14 protein-coding genes are annotated in these 17,979 nt (G+C 62.5%); 8 read left to right on the top strand and 6 right to left on the bottom strand.

Going from position 1 to position 17,979, the window contains the following annotated elements:
* Positions 1-59: 59 nt before the first annotated feature.
* Complete coding sequence (locus tag BMF35_RS10205) at positions 60-773, top strand: SDR family NAD(P)-dependent oxidoreductase (RefSeq protein ID WP_047006511.1); 714 nt, start codon at positions 60-62, stop codon at positions 771-773.
* Between the two features lie 28 nt (positions 774-801).
* Here the strand turns inward: BMF35_RS10205 and BMF35_RS10200 are convergent, their stop codons facing one another.
* From BMF35_RS10200 to BMF35_RS10190, 3 genes are all read right to left on the bottom strand, one after another.
* Complete coding sequence (locus BMF35_RS10200; protein ID WP_047005848.1) at positions 802-1,818, bottom strand: D-alanine--D-alanine ligase family protein; 1,017 nt, start codon at positions 1,816-1,818, stop codon at positions 802-804.
* A gap of 74 nt (positions 1,819-1,892) precedes the next feature.
* A complete protein-coding gene (locus BMF35_RS10195) occupies positions 1,893-2,729 on the bottom strand; it encodes an NTP transferase domain-containing protein (protein ID WP_047005847.1) in 837 nt (278 codons plus the stop codon).
* 15 nt (positions 2,730-2,744) lie between these two features.
* Positions 2,745-5,405, bottom strand: coding sequence for an Rne/Rng family ribonuclease (locus tag BMF35_RS10190; RefSeq protein WP_047005846.1), 2,661 nt, complete (start codon positions 5,403-5,405; stop codon positions 2,745-2,747).
* Positions 5,406-5,873: 468 nt separating this feature from the next.
* Between BMF35_RS10190 and BMF35_RS10185 the strand changes: the two genes are divergently transcribed.
* From BMF35_RS10185 to BMF35_RS10160, 6 genes are all read left to right on the top strand, one after another.
* Entirely contained in the window at positions 5,874-6,746 is an 873-nt protein-coding gene (locus BMF35_RS10185) for an N-acetylmuramoyl-L-alanine amidase family protein (protein WP_047005845.1), read from the top strand.
* Positions 6,747-6,834: 88 nt separating this feature from the next.
* Positions 6,835-9,360 (top strand): penicillin-binding protein 1A, encoded by a 2,526-nt coding sequence (locus BMF35_RS10180; RefSeq protein ID WP_047005844.1) that lies wholly within the window; start codon positions 6,835-6,837, stop codon positions 9,358-9,360.
* A gap of 75 nt (positions 9,361-9,435) precedes the next feature.
* Positions 9,436-10,563: a peptide chain release factor 2 gene (gene prfB, locus BMF35_RS10175; protein ID WP_047005843.1), complete on the top strand. Its 1,128-nt coding sequence runs from the start codon at positions 9,436-9,438 to the stop codon at positions 10,561-10,563.
* A gap of 53 nt (positions 10,564-10,616) precedes the next feature.
* Positions 10,617-12,710, top strand: a complete 2,094-nt coding sequence (locus tag BMF35_RS10170) for a beta-propeller domain-containing protein (RefSeq protein ID WP_047005842.1) — start codon at positions 10,617-10,619, stop codon at positions 12,708-12,710.
* Between the two features lie 64 nt (positions 12,711-12,774).
* A complete protein-coding gene (locus tag BMF35_RS10165; protein ID WP_052765910.1) occupies positions 12,775-13,560 on the top strand; it encodes a class I SAM-dependent methyltransferase in 786 nt (261 codons plus the stop codon).
* Complete coding sequence (locus BMF35_RS10160; RefSeq protein WP_047005841.1) at positions 13,550-14,956, top strand: NAD(P)H-dependent flavin oxidoreductase; 1,407 nt, start codon at positions 13,550-13,552, stop codon at positions 14,954-14,956. Before BMF35_RS10165 ends, BMF35_RS10160 begins: the two co-directional genes overlap by 11 nt.
* A gap of 1 nt (position 14,957) precedes the next feature.
* Here BMF35_RS10160 and BMF35_RS10155 read toward each other — a convergent pair whose 3' ends face one another.
* Positions 14,958-15,380: a hypothetical protein gene (locus BMF35_RS10155; protein WP_047005840.1), complete on the bottom strand. Its 423-nt coding sequence runs from the start codon at positions 15,378-15,380 to the stop codon at positions 14,958-14,960.
* A 110-nt stretch (positions 15,381-15,490) separates the two neighbouring features.
* On the opposite strand from BMF35_RS10155, the gene BMF35_RS10150 reads away from it, so the two are divergent.
* Positions 15,491-16,198, top strand: coding sequence for an alpha/beta hydrolase (locus BMF35_RS10150; RefSeq protein ID WP_052765909.1), 708 nt, complete (start codon positions 15,491-15,493; stop codon positions 16,196-16,198).
* Here BMF35_RS10150 and BMF35_RS10145 read toward each other — a convergent pair.
* Positions 16,190-16,519: a PilZ domain-containing protein gene (locus BMF35_RS10145; RefSeq protein WP_047005839.1), complete on the bottom strand. Its 330-nt coding sequence runs from the start codon at positions 16,517-16,519 to the stop codon at positions 16,190-16,192. The genes BMF35_RS10150 and BMF35_RS10145 overlap by 9 nt on opposite strands.
* 88 nt (positions 16,520-16,607) lie before the next feature.
* Positions 16,608-17,906: an ammonium transporter gene (locus tag BMF35_RS10140; protein ID WP_156172083.1), complete on the bottom strand. Its 1,299-nt coding sequence runs from the start codon at positions 17,904-17,906 to the stop codon at positions 16,608-16,610.
* Positions 17,907-17,979: the final 73 nt, after the last annotated feature.

Below are 17,979 nucleotides of genomic sequence, written 5' to 3'. Positions count from 1 at the left end.
GAAAGGTGGTCGAAAAGGCGGGTTCCGGTCGTCATTCGAGCGGCCTAGAGAGGCGGATGATGATTAGGAAAGCGGCAATTTTCGGCGCGAGTGGCGGGATCGGCGCGGCGCTGGTCCGGCATCTGGCGGGCGAGGGCTGGCAGGTGCGCGCAGGTTCGCGTTCCGGCGAGCATCCTTCGCACGATCAGATAAGCGGGTTCCGGTTCGATCTGGACGACGAGGCCTCCATCGCCGCCGCCGCCGAAACGATGCGCGACGATCCGCCCGAACTGGTTATCGCCGCAACCGGCGTGCTGACGCTGGCGGACGGCACCGGGCCGGAGCGCAGCCTCAAGCAGATCGACGCCGAAGCCATGGCCCGCGTGCTGTATCTCAACACCATCGGCCCTGCGCTCATCGCAAAACATATGCTGCCCATCATGCCGCGCGACAAGCCATCGACCTTCGCCGCGCTCTCTGCGCGCGTCGGCTCCATCGGCGACAATCGCCTCGGCGGATGGCACAGCTATCGTGCCAGCAAGGCGGCGCTCAACATGCTGATCCGCAATTTCGCCATCGAAATGGGCCGTACGCACAAGCAATCCGTGATCGTGGGGCTTCATCCGGGCACAGTGGACAGCGAATTGTCGAAGCCTTTCCAGTCCAGCCTACCTTACGGCCAGCTGACCGAGCCGGAGGATGCGGCGGCGAACCTAATCGGAGTTCTGGGCGGACTGACACCACAGGACAGTGGCAACGTCTTCGACTGGAAGGGCGAGCGCATACCGGATTAGCGCGCAGCCTATCCCGGGGCCGAAGCCTCTAGGCAGCGATCAACCCGTTGCGTCGCCACGCTTCGGCGAGGATCGTCTCGAGCAGATCGCCATGGCTGAAACCGGCTTTCGCCGCAGATTTCGCCATCACCTTTTCCGACCAAAGATTGCAGTTGAGATTGATCTCGATGAAATTGATGTCGCCCTTATTCAGGTCGACGCGGAATTCGATGCGACCGTAATCGAACGGCACGAATTCCTGTGCGACCCGCTTGGCCATCTCTTCGATCTTCGGCGCGAAGTCAGGGTGATCGAATGCTTTCAGCGCTGCCTTCTCGGTGTTTTGCACAAGATCGCGCTTCTCGTAATAGGTCCACAGCTTCTGCGTGTCCTCGCGCTCATACCACAGCATGGGCAGCGCCACGGGCTCGCCGTCGATGGTGATGAAGGCACATTGCACGTCATATCCATCGAGATAGGGCTCCACGATGGCGTCGTGGCCCTGACCGTGGATATCGGCAACGGCGTTCACCACGCCCTGCCACTCATGCGCGTCCGAAATGCCCCAGCTGGCGGAGGAGGCATTGGGCTTGATGACCCAGCGGCCTGCATCGGATGGCGGAAGGTCTTTCTCCAGCACGGGCGCACCACGGCGATAGCAGAACCATGGTGCGGTCGGCACGCCGGCATGGTCGCACACCAGCTTCGACACCGACTTATCGTCGCCCAATCCGCGCAGGAACGGCATGGCACCGACATAGGGAAGGCGATGCATGTTGCAGAGCGTGGGCACCAGCATTTCCGAATTCACGAAGCCGCCGCGATTGAGCAGCGGGAACACGAAATCCACCTGCGGGCGCGTAAACAGCACATCGTAGCTATTGGCGAATTGCAGGTTGAGGCCGAGCTCTTCCAGCGAAGTGCGCACTTCATGGTGATAGATGGCGTGGTTGCCATCCTCAGGATGCATGCCGCCGCCCCAAAGCGCGTGCTTGGCCATGAACAAGATGCGGATGCGCTCCTTCGCCTCATCCGGAATACGAAGTGGGGAAATGTCGGTGCTCATGCGATGGGCCTTTGCGAATGGCGCTGTCAGCCAGCGCGATTAGGCGCTGTTGCGGAGGTGTGCAATCGCGATCGCTAGCCGGACGCCGGATCGATCACCGGCTTGGGAATATCCATTCCCAGCCGCTGGCCCAAAATCCATTCGGCAATCGTGTAAGTGCGCGCATTGTCGACATCGATGGCCAGTTCGCCATTGGCGAAGATATTCGGCCTCAGGTCCAGCCCGAAACGCTTTCCCAGCCGCTGCATGCCCCGTTCAACCGTAACCAGTTTGAGCGCCATCAGGATGATGTTGAACAGGCCGAAGGCGCGGATCATCCGACCCTTGTTCGACATGAACTGGCCGCCTTCGCGGAAGACCTCGGCAGCGCGCAGGCTCTTCTGCCCATTGATGCCGAACAGGTTGCAGCTGGCATAGCCTGCATCCTTGAAATCGTAGAAGCCGCGCTGGCCCTGCCGGTGAACCGACCACACCGCTTCGCGCGTGGTCAGGCTGATCATTCCGTCGCAGGATAGCAGCGTTTCGCGTGCCTGCTCGAAGCCTTCGGGCGTCAGCAGCACATTGTCCGCCGTGGTGATGATGAAGGGCTTGTCCTCGCCCTTGGTGGCCGCGATCACGCTTTCGACGATGTTGGTGTCGGAATCGATCGTGTCGATCGTCGCGCCGCGCTGGCGATATTCATTCAGGATCGGGGACACGGCGGCCTGTCCGTCCGGTTCCAGCACGACCCTGATGGCATCCACGGCCGGACGCGCAATGAGCACGTCCAGCACGTGGGATATCAACGGTTTACCGCAAATCGGGACGAGGCATTTATGGCTTACCCCGGCACGCTCCGCCAACGGATTGACCACGCCGGTGCGCTGGGCGGCCAGCAGGATCACGGTAACGGGTGCGGGGCTGCCAGCCATGCTTCGGCCTCCCGATCAGTTACCGAAGGTGCGTTGCCACCATCCGCGGCGCGGAGAACCGTCGGCATTGGTTCCGCCATCCGCGTCGCCAGCCTGTGCCTCGCCGCTGGTGGATTCCGCTTCGCCTTCGGTGATGACCTTCGCGAGGGCAGGGCTGTCGCCCGGCGCGTCTTCGCTGGCAGCATCGGCCTTTTTGCGACGGGTGCGCTTGGGCTTGGGCTTATCTTCGGTTTCGGCCTTGGCTTCCGCCTCCGCTTCTGCCGGAGCGTCATCCTCGACCTTCTTCTTGCGCGTACGGCGCTTCGGCTTGGGCTTTTCCTCTTCGGCCGGTGCTTCAGCTTCGACGGCCGCTTCATCAGCAGGCGCTTCGGCGTCGGCCTTCTTCTTGCGGGTGCGACGCTTGGGCTTGGGCTTCTCTTCCTCGGCAGGAGCTTCGGCTTCGGCTTCGGCTTCGGCGGGCGCTTCTACGGCGTCGTTTTCATTCTCGCCATTGTCCTCGGCCTGCTTCTTCCGGCCGCGACCACGGCCGCCGCGGCGTCCACGACGGCGCTTGGGCTTGTCGTCGTCGTCGCTGTCGTCGGAGGTTTCCTCGCTCGCATCCCCGCTGTCACCGGCATCGGAATCGCTGTCGTCGTCGGACGAATCCTCGTCCTGCTGGCGGGCCTTGTTGCGACCGCGACCGCCACGGCGGCGACGGCGACGCTTCCGCGGCGGACCATCATCCTCTTCACCCTCGTCCTCGTCGACGATGTCTTCGTCCTCATCATCGTCATCATCGACGATGGTGTCGAATTTCGGCGCTTCGGTCGGTTTCGGACCGGAAGAGGTGACGCGCATCTTCGCGCCTTCATCCTCGCCCTCTGGCTGCACTTCCACGGTGACGTGATAGCGCTCCTCGATCTCGGTGAGATCGGCGCGCTTCGTATTCAGCAGGTACACCGCCGCTTCGGTCGAAGCATAAAGCGTGATGACCGAACCCTTGCCCTTGGCGGCCTCGTCCTCGATCAGACGCAGCGCGGCAAGGCCGCTCGAGCTGGCCGTGCGGACAAGGCCCGTGCCGTCGCAATGCGGGCATTCGCGCGTGGAGGCTTCCAGCACGCCGGTCCGCAGGCGCTGGCGGCTCATTTCCATCAGACCGAAGCCGGAGATGCGGCCCACCTGGATGCGCGCGCGGTCGTTCTTGAGCGATTCCTTCATGCACCGCTCGACCTTACGCACGTTGGAATTGTGCTCCATGTCGATGAAGTCGATGACCACAAGGCCGGCCATGTCGCGCAGGCGCAGCTGGCGGGCAATTTCCTTCGCCGCTTCCAGATTGGTGTGCAGCGCGGTCTGCTCGATCCCGTGCTCCTTGGTGGAGCGGCCCGAGTTGATGTCGATGGAGACAAGCGCTTCGGTCGGGTTAATGATCAGGTATCCGCCCGATTTCAGCTGCACCATCGGATCGTACATCGCCGAGAGCTGGTCTTCGGCCCCATAGCGCTGGAACAGCGGCACGGGGTCGTTGTAATGCTTCACCCGGCGGGCGTGGCTGGGCATCAGCAGCTTCATGAACTGCTTGGCGGCTTTGTAGCCTTCCTCGCCCTCGACCATCACCTCTTCGATTTCGCGATTATAGATGTCGCGGATGGCGCGCTTGATGAGGTCGGAGTCCGAATGGATCATGCTCGGCGCGCTGGAGCCCAGCGTGCGTTCGCGAATCTCGTCCCACAGGCGGGCGAGGTAATCGAAATCGCGCTTGATCTCGGTCTTCGTGCGCGAAAGGCCGGCAGTGCGGACGATAAGCCCCATGCTCTTGGGCAGGGACAGGTCGCTGACGATCGTTTTCAGGCGCTTGCGGTCCGAACCGTTGCTGATCTTGCGCGAAATGCCGCCGCCATGGCTGGAATTGGGCATCAGCACACAGTAGCGGCCCGCAAGGCTGAGATAGGTGGTCAGCGCGGCGCCCTTATTGCCGCGCTCTTCCTTGGCAACCTGCACGAGCAGCACCTGGCGGCGCTGGATAACGTCCTGGATCTTGTAGCGGCGACGCAGCGCCTGGCGCTTGGCGCGCGCTTCGTCGATTTCCTTGGCGCGGCTGCCACGGCGGCGCTGGCCGCCATTGCCCTTGCCCTGGCGACGGTTGCGACCACGGCCACGACCGCGACGGGCGGGCTTTTCATCCGCATCGTCTTCGGCAGTCTCATCGCCATCGCTATCGTCGGGATCTTCGGAAGAGCCGTCGACATGGCCTTCCTCGATGACGGAAACATCGTCCTTCTCGCTGGTGTCGATTTCCTCGACGCCGGCTTCGTCCTCGTCCTCGTCTTCATCCTCGTCACCGTCGTCGGTGACTTCGCTGTCCTCGTCTTCGTCCTCCTCCTCGCGGAGGGCCGCCTCTTCCTCTGCCGCAGCCTGTTCTTCGGCCAGCAGCGCCTCGCGGTCGGATGCGGGGATCTGGTAATAGTCGGGATGGATTTCGCTGAAGGCGAGGAAGCCGTGGCGATTGCCACCGAAATCGACGAAAGCCGCCTGCAGCGAGGGCTCGACCCTCGTTACCTTGGCGAGATATATGTTGCCCTTGATCTGCTTGTGTTCGGCAGATTCAAAGTCGAATTCCTCAATGCGGTTTCCCTTGAGTACCGCCACCCGGGTTTCTTCCGAGTGGCGCGCATCGATAAGCATGCGCGTTGCCATGTAGTATTCTCCGGGCAGCCCGCTTTGCGCTGGCGGGGTCGTGGGGACCCACGCCGGGTGGAGAGGGCTGCCGATATGTGTGGGTTCCGCGAGTCGCGCGGAGTTCAGAAATCATCATGCCGCCGCCGATATGGCGGGCGGACATGCGAAACGTGTCTGTCGGGGTGCAAAGGCGCACGGTTTGCATCTGCGCAAAAACGTCACCAGCCGGGATACGGCCCGCAGGGCACATATCGGCATGGTGGCTATAGCATTGCATCGCGGCATCAACCTGTAATCATAACCGAAGCGGAACAATCACCGCCATCGGTGGGCCGGACACACGGATGTGGATCGGCTGTTCATTTGCTAGCATCCGGGGAAAGGCACCGCAACCATGTTGCGCGGCTGTGTAAATTTCCCTTGATGTCGTTTTAACCAAACCAGCGCCTTTCAACGGGTGCCCCGCCGGAGAGATATGCACCGCGCATGTCCTACAGGATCCAAATCGCGCTGCTCTTCGCCCTGCCGGTGTTGCTGGTGGGCGCGCTTTATGCGGTGGGTGCGGCTATCCCCGTACCGGTGCTGGGCCGCGACTATGTGGTGCGGGTGGACCTGCCGCAGGCGAGCGACCGGCTCGACCTGCCGGAGATCGAGGGGCCGAGCGACCCAAGCAGACCGCTCGTGGTGATCGACGCCGGCCATGGAGGACCGGACCTTGGCGCAACCAGCAATGGCTATCTGGAAAAACAGATCGTGCTGGGGCTGGCGCGTGAATTGCGCGATCGTCTGCTGGAAGAAGGTGGCATCCGCGTCGCCATGACGCGTGATGACGATACGCTGATCGTCTTGCAGGAACGCGCAGTGATTGCCCGCGATCTGGGCGCGGACCTGTTTCTCTCGATCCATGCCGATAGCGCCGGTGAGCGTGAAGGCGTGGCGGGTGCCAGCATCTACACCTTGTCGGAGACGGCATCGTCCGAAGCCGCCGCGCGCTTTGCCGAGCGCGAGAACGAGGCGGACATCATCAATGGCGTGGACCTTTCCGGACAGGACGAGGAGGTAAACGCCATCCTTGTCGAGCTTTCCCAGCGCCGCACCTCGAGCCAATCCGCAGAGTTCGCCGCGCTTATAGAGCGGGAAGGCGAAGGCGTGCTGCGCTTCCATCCGCAGGCGCAGCGCAGTGCCGCGCTGGCGGTATTGCGCGCGCCGGATGTGCCTTCGGTTCTGTTCGAATCCGGCTTTATCACCAATCGGGAGGACGCGGCGCTGCTCGCCAGTGCCGAAGGACAAGCACAATTCGCAGAAGTGATGGCGCGCGCGATCCGTATCTACTTCGCCCGCCAATCCAACGCGCAATAGTATCGCGCCGACGATGTTTTTTGCGGCGGAATGCGGCGCATTCATTCTAGCGCCATCTGAACAAGGCATGTAAGGCGAACTCCAAGCCATGTCTGACACTGCACAACAATTCGGCGGCGTTTTCAGCCGCATCGGCGATGCGGCGGCCCGTGCATGGGCGCCCGTCGCTCGTCTCTACCGCGAAAGGCGCCTTGTGCGCTGGGCGACCTGGCTTCTGGTGGCCGCGCTGGCTGTGCTGATGATCGGCTATGTCTGGCTGACGCGTGACCTGCCCGATGCGGAAACGCTGCTGGATTACGAGCCCAACCTGCCCACCGTGGTGCGCGGCATCGATGGCGAGATCGTGCATCGCTATGAGCGGGAGCGGCGCGTGGAGCTGCAATTCCGCGACATGCCGGAGCAATTACTCAACGCCTATATCTCCGCTGAGGACGAGACATTCTGGACGCATAACGGTATCGATGCCGGCGGCTTCGTGAATGCGACTTTCGATTACCTTTCCAAGATGGGATCGGGCGAACGTGCGGTGGGCGGCTCCACCATCACCCAACAGGTCGCCAAGAACATTCTCGTAGGCAATGAGTATTCGGTGACGCGCAAGCTGCGCGAAATGGTGCTGGCCACGCGCATCGAGGATGTTCTCTCGAAAGAAGAGATCATCACGCTCTACCTCAACGAGATACCGCTGGGCCGCCGTTCCTACGGCGTACAGGCGGCAGCGCGCGCCTATTTCGACAAGGATGTGGACGAGCTGGAACTGCACGAGATGGCCTATCTCGCCATCCTTCCGCGCGCGCCCGAAGTGTATAGTCGCTCTGCCAATTTCGACACGGCGAAGCGGCGCCGCGACATGGTGCTGACGCAGATGGAGGACAATGGCTTCATCACGGCGCAGCAGATGCAGTCCGCACAGAGCCAGCCTCTCGGCCTGGTGCAGGGCCAGCGCCAGCAGCGCAGCGCCGATGCGGGCTACTTTCTCGAGGAAGTACGCCGCCAGCTGATCGAGCGCTATGGCGAGCAGGCCGAAGACGGCGAGAACAGCGTCTACGCGGGCGGGCTGTGGGTGCGCACCTCGCTCGACACCGAATTGCAGGACGGCGCGCGCAATGCCCTGCGCTCCGCCATGATGCGTTACCATGGCAATCGCGGATGGGCAGGCGCGATTGCAACACTCAATCCCGATAATGGCAGCCTGACCAGCCAGCTGGCGAGCAGCTATCTCTCGGTCAATTACGAGGATTGGCGCGTCGGGGTCATCACCGCGAATGGCGGTGGCTCTGCCACGATCGGTTTCAGCGATGGCGAGGAAGCGCCGATCTCCGGCGTTCCGAGTGCTGCCGAAGTCGGCGATGTCGTGGTCGCGCAGCCGAGCGGGAACAGCTGGCGGCTACGCACGATTCCCGGAGTATCGGGCGGGTTCCTTGCCATGGCTCCCGATACCGGCCGCGTGCTTGCCATGCAGGGCGGGTTCGACTCGCGCCTGGGCGATTTCAACCGCGCAACGCAGGCCAATCGCCAGCCCGGCTCTACCGTGAAGCCGTTCGTCTACGCCACCGGGTTGGACGCGGGAATGACACCCGCCAGCATGATCCCCGATAGCCAGTATTGCTATTACCAGGGCGCCAATCTGGGCGAGAAATGCTTCACCAATTTCGGCGGCGGGCGTGGCGGCGGTGAGTATCCCATGCGCTACGGGCTGGAGCAGTCGAAGAATCTGATGACCGTCCACATCGCGATGGAATCGGGCATGGAAAACGTGATCGACACCTTCCGGGATGCCGGGCTTGAGCCCGACGGCGTCGACTATCAACCGTACCCCGCTTTCTCGCTGGGCGCAGGCGACACCACTGTCGAGCGCATCACGGCTGCCTATGCCATGATGGTGAACCATGGCCGCCTGATCGAGCCGACCGTGATCGACTATGTGCAGGACCGCGATGGCCGCGTGATCTGGCGCGCGGATGAGCGGGAATGCGTACGCTGCAATATGGAAGAATGGGACGGCGAGCCTATGCCGCGCTTCGGCAGGCGGGGCCGTCAGGTGATGGACGCGCGCACTGCGTTCCAGACCGTCCACATGCTGACGGGCGTCGTAGAGCGCGGCACTGCCACACGCCTGCGCGATCTCGACATCCCGATGTTCGGCAAGACGGGCACCAGTACCGGCCCGACCAATGCATGGTTCGTGGGCGGATCGCCCGACATCGTGGCGGGCACCTATCTCGGCTTCGACCAGCCGCGCAATATGGGCGGCTATATCCAGGGCGGGAACACCGCCGCGCCGATCATGCGGCAATTCGTGCAGGAGACGCGCGAGCACTGGAGCGGGCGACCTTTCATTGCGCCCGAGGGCGTGCGCATGGTGCGTATCGACCGCCGTACCGGACGCCGCGTATTCGATGGCTGGCCAACGGGCGAGCCGACGGCAGGGGTGATATGGGAAGCGTTCAAGCCCGATACCGAACCGCGCCGCAGCCAGCGGCAGGACGAGATCGATGCCATGCGCAACCTCATCCTCGCCCAGTTGCGCCGCCAGCAGCAGGGCCCCGCCCAAAGCTCTCGCAATACCAGCGAACAGGAAGATTTCGCCGAAGAGCAGGGCGGTATCTACTAGCCTTGCTACGCTGCGAGGCTTTCCCTTCCCGCCATGCTGCGCTAGGCGCGCCGCTCACATTCTGGAGAGACCATCATGCGTGCCGAGGGGCAGGCCCATATCGACCGGATCGAAGCCGCGCTGGCGCTGGTGCGAAAGTCGCTGGACTGGGAACACGCCCTGCGCCGCCTCGACGAGCTGGAAGCGCGCGTGCAGGATCCGGACCTGTGGAACGATCCCAAGCAGGCGCAGGCCATCAGCCGCGAGCACAAACAGCTGAAGGACGCGGTCGGCACGGTGAACGAGATCTCGTCCGAAATGTCCGACGCCGTGGAATTCGTCCAAATGGGCGAGGATGAGGGCGACGAGGATATCGTCAATGAAGGCCTGACATCGCTGGAAAAATTGGCCAAGCGCGCAGACCGCGACAAGGTGAACGCGTTGCTGTCGGGCGAGGCGGATGCCTACGACACCTACCTCCAGATCAATGCGGGCGCAGGCGGCACGGAAAGCCAGGACTGGGCCGAAATGCTCATGCGCATGTATGCTCGATGGGCGGAGCGTCGCGGCTTCAAGGTCGAGACGGTGGAATATGCCGCGGGCGAACAGGCAGGCATCAAGTCCGCCACTCTGCTGATCAAGGGCGAGAACGCCTATGGCTACGCCAAGACCGAAAGCGGCGTGCATCGGCTTGTGCGCATCAGCCCCTATGACAGCTCCGCCCGCCGCCATACGTCGTTTTGCAGCGTATGGGTCTATCCGGTCATCGACGACGACATTAATATCGAGATCAACGAGGGCGATCTGAAGATCGACACCTATCGCGCATCAGGTGCTGGCGGGCAGCATGTGAACACTACCGATTCCGCCGTTCGCATCACGCACAAACCGACCGGCATCGTCGTCGCCAGCCAGAACGACCGCAGCCAGCACAAGAACCGCGCCACCGCCATGAATATGCTCAAGGCGCGGCTGTTCGAGCGTGAAATGGCCGAGCGGGAAGCAGTAGCTGCGGGCGAATATCAGGAAAAGACCGAGATCGGGTGGGGCCACCAGATCCGCTCCTACGTCTTGCAGCCATATCAGATGGTGAAAGACCTTCGCACCGGAACCACCTCCACCGCGCCGGGCGATGTGCTGGACGGTGCCATCGACGATTTCATCGCCGCTGCACTGGCGCAGCGCGTCACGGGCGAAACCGTCGATGTGGAAGACGTCGAGTAGGCTTGCAGCCGCATTGATCGCGCATTAGCCTCGGCTCCACAGGAGGGACGGGGATGCGACTGATATTGCTGGCTTTCGCAGCGGCGGTGGTGCCGCTTTCATCGGTGCAGGCACAAACGTGGGAAAACCGCCAGGTAGAGCGGCTCGCTTGGCCGGAATGGCAACGCTTCGAAAGCGAGGCCGAGTTCCGCCGCTACATCCGCGAGGTGCGGCGCATCAAGCGCAACCTCACTCGTCAGCAACAAGCGGGACTGGTGCCCGATATCCTCGTCGCGCAGGCGCAGGTCGATCCGGAAGATTGCGACCCGCTGTTTGCCAATTGTCCGGTTGAGGACGATGGCAGCGATGAAGCGATGATCACCGTGACGGGAACGCGCGTCCAGTCGTCCAGCATGACCAGCGCCGCCCCGGTCGCGGTGGTCGACAGCGAATCCATCACCAACAACCAGTCCGCCGGCGTCGATGAAGGCGATATCGTTAAGCGCATCGGCGACTATCTGCTGGTGCTGCAGGACGGGCGCATCTTTGCCGCCAATTTCCGCACCATGGAACTGACCGACCGCATCGACGTGTACCGGCGCGACGAAGATGGCGATCCCATCGGCGCGGACTGGTATGACGAAATGCTGGTGCAGGGCGACCACATCCTCGTCACCGCCTATTCCTATTACGACGACGCCAGCGAGTTGTCGGTTTTCCGCCTCGACCGCGAAACAGGCCGGATCGAGCGGCGCGGCGTTTTCCTGATCTCCTCCGAGGATTATTACGACGTCGACAATTACGCGACGCGCGTAATCGGCGACCGGCTTGTGATCTACACGCCATACGAACTCAACGATCTGGAGAACCGGCGCAATCGTCCGGTGGTGCGGCGCTGGTCGCCTGTAGAGGATTTCGAGGACGAGGCAGGCGACCAGATGCTGAATGCGCGCGGTATCTATCGGCCTGTCTTCGGCGTTTACGACCCTGTCGTTCACACCATTTCGATCTGCGACCTCGGCGATCTGGACGAAGACGAATTGCGTTGCGATTCCACCGGCTTCATCGCTGGCAGCGAGGCCGAGATGTATGTCTCGCCCGAAAATATCTACCTCGCCACCAATGCCGCCGACTATAACGACCAGAGCAGCTGGCGGGTGTGCCGCTCGCGCGAGGCAGGGTTTGTCAGCAGTAACAGTCCGCCGCCGGGCGCGGTGTTCCGGATGCCGATGCGCCGTCTGAGCGATGTCGAAGTGCTGTCGATACGCGGCGAGGTTTTCAACCAGTTCTCCATGGACGAGTATGACGGACGCTTCCGCATGCTGCTCAATTGGGACAGCTTCGAGTGCCAGGATGACTGGTGGCGCGCACGCACCATTCCGGGCGACCTGGAGCTGGTCAATGCTTCGCGCAATGCCTTTTCCGACACCTATCGCGAAGCGCCCGATTTCCGTTTCACTACCCTGCCGCCCTCGCCTGAGGGCGAGATGGAGAACCGTTTCATCGGCGACTGGCTGCTATACGGTTCGCGCAGTCGATATGGCCGACCGCCCGAGGATGACGAGACCGCTTTGACGGCCAATCTCTTCGCGGTGCCGGTAGCATCGCCGCAGGATGTCGCCCCCGTAGCGCTGGACCATGAAGTGACGCGTATCGAATCGCTGGGGCAGGATGCCATCGTGACGGGCTATCGCGACGATACCGGCCTGCGGATCAGCTATATCAACCTCTCGCAGACGGCGAATGTCGCGGACTCGGTAAAGCTGCAAAATCGCTACGAAAGCGAGAGCCGAAGCCATGCCTTCAATGCTGCGCTCTATCCCGAAGGGGAGGGCCTGATGGGCCTGCCCACGGTGGCAGCCGAGGAGGAATCGGGCCGATATCCCTGGAATTCCGACCAGTCCGACATCTCGTTCCTGCGCTTCTCGCCGGAAGGTCGCCTGACAGACCTTGATGCCGTGCGCTCCGTCGTACCTGAGGAGGACGAGATCGAGGGCTATGATTGCGAGGTTTCCTGCGTCGACTGGTACGGCAATGCGCGGCCAATCTTTATCGAGCGATCCATCTTTGCGCTAATGGGCACGGAGATCGTCGAGACCGGTATCGCAAATGATCGGGTGCAGGTGCTGCGCCGTCTCGACCTGACGAAAGCTGTGGACGCGGATTGACGCGGCATCTTGCGCGCCTGCTTTGGGCTTTGCGTGAGGGCGCACAATCGCTAGAGCCTTCGCCATGAGAAGAGGGGTCGTCTTGAAAGCTGCCGGCGCGCTGGGCCTGTGCCTGGCGATGCCTGCCTGCGACACGGCCGACGACAACCGTCCGGAAACATCGCGCGACTTCCCGCGGCCCTATCGTCCGGTGTCCGACCTCGGCAGCAACCAGTTTTCTACCGAGCAGATCCGCGACGACCGCCGCGAGGCTGTCACCGTGATGGACCAGGCCGACATCACCGAAGGCATGACCGTCGCCGATATCGGCGCGGGCGAGGGGTACTACACCGTACGCCTCGCCGACCGGGTGGGCGCATCGGGCCGCGTGCTGGCGCAGGATATCGACGAAGACGCGCTGCGACGACTGGGCGCGCGTGTGGAGCGCGAACGGCTCGACAATGTCAGCATTGCGCTGGGCGGGGTGGACGATCCCGGCCTGCCTGCCAACAGCTTCGACCGCATCTTCATGGTGCATATGTATCACGAAATTACAGAGCCTTACGCGCTGCTTTGGCGGATGCATCCGGCGCTGCGCGAAGGTGGGCAAGTGATCGTGGTGGACGTGGACCGCCCGGCGGACCAGCACGGCATCAATCCGCAATTGCTGTTTTGCGAATTCGAACGGGTCGGCTATCGGCTCGTGGAATTTGTGCGCAAGCCGCAGATCGCCGGCTATTACGCACAATTCGAAGTGGCGGGCGAACGGCCCGAACCACGCGATATAGAGCCCTGTTTGCAGCCGGGCGAAACCGCTACAGAAATCTCGATTGCAGACGAGATTGCTCCTGAGGAAACTAATGAGCTTTAAGGGACTTACGCCGATTTCTTACGGTGGCCGCGAGGTTTGGCCGCTGATCGAGGGGGGCAAGGGCGTATCCGCCACCAACGGCATGAGCAGCGGCGCTTGGGCAGCCGCGGGCGGCATCGGTACTGTGAGCGCGGTGAACGCCGACAGCTACGATGCGGAAGGCAAGATCGTGCCGCAGGTCTACGATCAGCTGACCCGCAAGGAACGGCACGAACAGCTTATCCGCTACGCCATCGATGGCGCTGCCACGCAGGTGGAGCGCGCTTATGAAATGGCCGGCGGCAACGGCGCTATCAACATCAACGTGCTGTGGGAAATGGGCGGGGCGCAGGCCGTGCTCGAAGGCGTGCTGGAACGTACAAAGGGCATGGTCACAGGCGTTACCTGCGGAGCAGGGATGCCCTACAAGCTCGCCGAGATCGCGGCGCGTTTCGATGTCAGCTACCTGCCCATCATCAGCTCTGCGCGCGCATTCCGCGCGCTTTGGAAGCGCAGCTATCACAAGGTGTCCGACCTGATGGCTGCGGTGGTCTATGAAGATCCGTGGCTGGCGGGCGGGCATAACGGTTTGTCCAACGCCGAAGACCCGAAGAAGCCCGAAGACCCGTATCCGCGCGTCGCCGCTCTGCGCGAAACAATGCGCAAGGAAGGCGTTGCCGAAAGCGTGCCGATCGTGATGGCGGGCGGTGTGTGGTATCTGCGCGAGTGGGAAAACTGGATCGACAATGACGAGCTGGGCCAGATTGCCTTCCAGTTCGGCACCCGACCGCTTTTGACGGAGGAAAGCCCGATCCCCCAGGGCTGGAAGGACGCGCTGCGCGACATCGAGCCGGGCGATGTGCTGCTGCACAAGTTCAGCCCGACCGGCTTCTATTCCAGCGCGGTGAAGAACGATTTCCTCTACGACCTGATTTACCGTTCCCAGCGCCAAATCGCTTTTGCCAAAACGGCTGAAGGCGAAATGACCGCGCAGCTGGATGTCGGTGTGAAAGGCAAGAACTTCTGGGTCCGCCCGGAAGACCTCGTCTCCGCGCGCGAATGGGTGGCGCAGGGACATACGGAAGCATTGAAGACGCCAGACGGCACCGTAGTGTTCGTCACGCCCGAAAAGCGCGCCGAAATCCGCAAGGACCAGGCCGATTGCATGGGCTGCCTATCGCATTGCGGTTTCTCGTCATGGAAGGACCATGACGATTACACTACCGGCCGCCTCGCCGATCCGCGTAGCTTCTGCATCCAGAAAACCTTGCAGGACATCGCCCATGGCGACGATGTAAACCAGAACCTGATGTTCGCCGGCCACGCGGCCTATCGCTTCCGCGAAGATCCATTTTATTCCAACAAGTTCACGCCATCGGTAAAGCAGTTGGTCGATCGCATCCTGACCGGGGATTGATTTAGCAGACGGGGCGCAGTTGAGTCGTGCCCCGTATTGTGGACGGCGCGGCGGTATCGTCGTTCACCGCGGCGATTACCTGCCCGGTCAACCGGTCGCGCAGGCGATTGATAGCGCGAAGGCGACGCAGGTCGAATGCGTGTGCCATACGCAGGCCGAAATCGCAGCCATCGGTCCAGCGCACCTCGCCTGCAATTTCGTCACCCGTGACGAGGGTGAGCCGCACCCGTTCGCCGATGTCCGGCACCACGCCATGCGATGATACACCGACGCCGAATTGCGAGAGATTGCGCACGGTCACCGTTACGCGCGGGGTAAATTCACCGACCATCACGGCACCGATCATGGTCGCTTCGCGCTCATCACGCGGCACGATTTCGCGTGGCAAACGCTTTTGCGCGATGTTGCCGAGATTGGTTTTCATGCGATCTCTCCTGCCGATTGCGAAGCCTTGCTGCGATAGGGACGCTATTGCGATCGTGGTAAAAGCGCCGATATCGAGCTGCTAGGTGTCGTCACCTAGGGCGTTGGAGAATGATGATGAGCAATGCCCCGCCTCCGCTGCGCAACACCTTGCGCGAGGGGCTGTCCCTTCCGCGCGTGCTGCTCAATCCGTTGCGTCTGCCTAGAAAGGGCGCGGATATCGGCAAGGGGCGGCCCGCCATCGTCATTCCCGGCCTGATGACCGGCGATGTCTCGACCACGCTGCTGCGCCGCACGCTCAATGCGCGCGGCTTCGCGGCGGAGGGCTGGGGGCAGGGCCTGAATATCGGCGCCGACGCGGCGAAGCTGGAGGCGGTGCAGGCGCGTATCGAGCAGCTTGTGCGCGATAGCGGAAAGAATGCGGTGCTGATCGGGTGGAGCCTTGGCGGGCTATATGCGCGCGTACTGGCGCACCGTGTGCCGCACGCGCTCGATATGGTGGTGACAGTGGCAAGTCCGTTCTCCGGCGACCGCCACGCCAATCGTGCGTGGAAATTGTACGAGGCGATCAACGATCATTCGGTCGACAATCCGCCTTTTGCCGAACAGATGGCGCAGAAACCGCCTGTTCCGACGATAGCCGTGTGGTCTGCGGTGGATGGCGTGATCGCGCCGGAATGCACACGCGGTTCTGACGAAGAAAGCGACTATCGGCTGCAGGTCGATGCCCCGCATTTCAAGCTCGGCACATCGCGGGCGTCCATGGAGACGATCCTCGCGAAAATCGCCGAAGTCGATGCCGAGCAGGCGTCAGGCTGATCGGGGCAGCGTGTCTTCGGCTCCATGCATGTCGTAAGCGGAGAGCCGCTTCACATCCTGCATCTCGTCGAATTGCGCGCCGAACTGGTTGGCGATGGACCAGCGCACGGTAGCGGTCATCTCCAGCATATCGGGCATGACGAACAGCACGCGGTCGCCCGCATTAACCGCGTCGCCCGTGGTGATGCCGCCCAGCCCCTTGGCCGACACATCGCATACCATCACGATCTGGTCGCAAGCGCCGCTGGCGATCATTCCGGCCCGAAACTCGACCCGTTGGCGTTTCTCGCGAAGGCGCATCAGCGCGCGTCCCAGTGACATGGCAAATCCTTGATTGTGCGACCTTATGGATCTGCACTTAAGGGGATGCCGCGTTAAGCCCGGGTAGGGCGATGCTAGGGGTGTTTGCCTAGTCGAAATCCCATGCGCGGCCACCATGGCTGCTCGCGTCCAGCCCTTCGATCTCTTCGCTTTCTTCCACGCGCATCGGGATGAAGAGCGAGACCGCGATGGCGATGATGGCCGTCATGATCGCCGAGTAAGCGGCGACGACTGCGACACCGAGGGCCTGTGTGCCGAGCATTGCGATCAGCCCCATCTCGCCGGGATATCCGGTCCCGCCAAGATCGGGATGCAGGAACACGCCGACCAGCAAGGCGCCCAGCATGCCGCCAACGCCATTGATGGCGAATACGCTTAGCGTGTCGTCGATCGCGAGCCTTGTACGGACCGCCTGAGCAGCGAAAGAGCAAACCAGCCCCGCCACGATGCCGAACACCAGCGCCGCGCCCGGCGTCACCAATCCTGCAGCTGGGGTGATGGCGACGAGACCGGCCAATGCGCCGCCTCCAAAGCCAAAGGCGCTGGCCTTGCCCGTCTTCCATTTCTCGATCCCGAGCCAGGTCAGCGCCGCTGCGGCTGCCGCCATATGCGTATTGACGATTGCCATGGAGGCATCGTCCGTTGCGAGGAGCGCGCTGCCGCCATTGCGCCCGAGCCAGCCCACCCAGATCAGCATCGTGCCCAGCAAGGTTAGCGCAGACGCGTGCGGCGTGCCTGGCGTGGCGGAAAAACCTTCGCGCTTGCCGATCAACAGTGCCACAACAAGCGCGGACACACCGGCCGTCATATGCACCACAAGGCCGCCTGCGAAATCGGTCACGCCGAGCCGCCCGAGCCATCCGCCGCCCCAGATCCAGTGCGCCACGGGCGCGTAGACAAGCAAGCTCCATACACCGGCGAATACCAGAACCCAGCCAAAGCGTGCCCGCCCGACCCATGCGCCCACCATCAAGGCCGGTGCCAGTACCGCAAATGCGAGCTGGAACATCGCAAAGGTGCTTTCCGGCAAGGTCATCCCGGCGCGCAGGGAGGCGAGGTCGATCATCATCCAGCGCGATCCATCGCCGATGAACCCGCTCGTCGTATTACCGAAAGCCAGCGTGTAACCGACCGCGATCCAGAGGACGGACACGACTCCGACGACCGCGCCGATCTGCAACATTACGGACAGGACATTTCTTGCCCGCACGAGGCCTGCATAGAACAGCGCCAGTCCCGGCAATGCGATCAGCAGCACCAAGGGCGTCGCCATGATGACCATGGCGGTGTCGCCCGAATTGTTGAGCGCAGCGCGCGATGCTTCCTGCGCCAGGGCAGGTGCCGGAATGGCCAGCAAAGTCGCAGCAGCAATCATCATGCGCAGCATGGCAGTCCCCCTCATGACCGCGCCCATAGCGCGCCGTCCCTTGGTTTATCGTTAAATCGCATGGCGCCTTTTT

The sequence above is a fragment of the Aurantiacibacter gangjinensis genome (assembly GCF_001886695.1).
Classification (GTDB): Bacteria; Pseudomonadota; Alphaproteobacteria; order Sphingomonadales; family Sphingomonadaceae; genus Alteraurantiacibacter; species Alteraurantiacibacter gangjinensis.
This window is presented reverse-complemented; position numbering and strand designations above follow the sequence as displayed.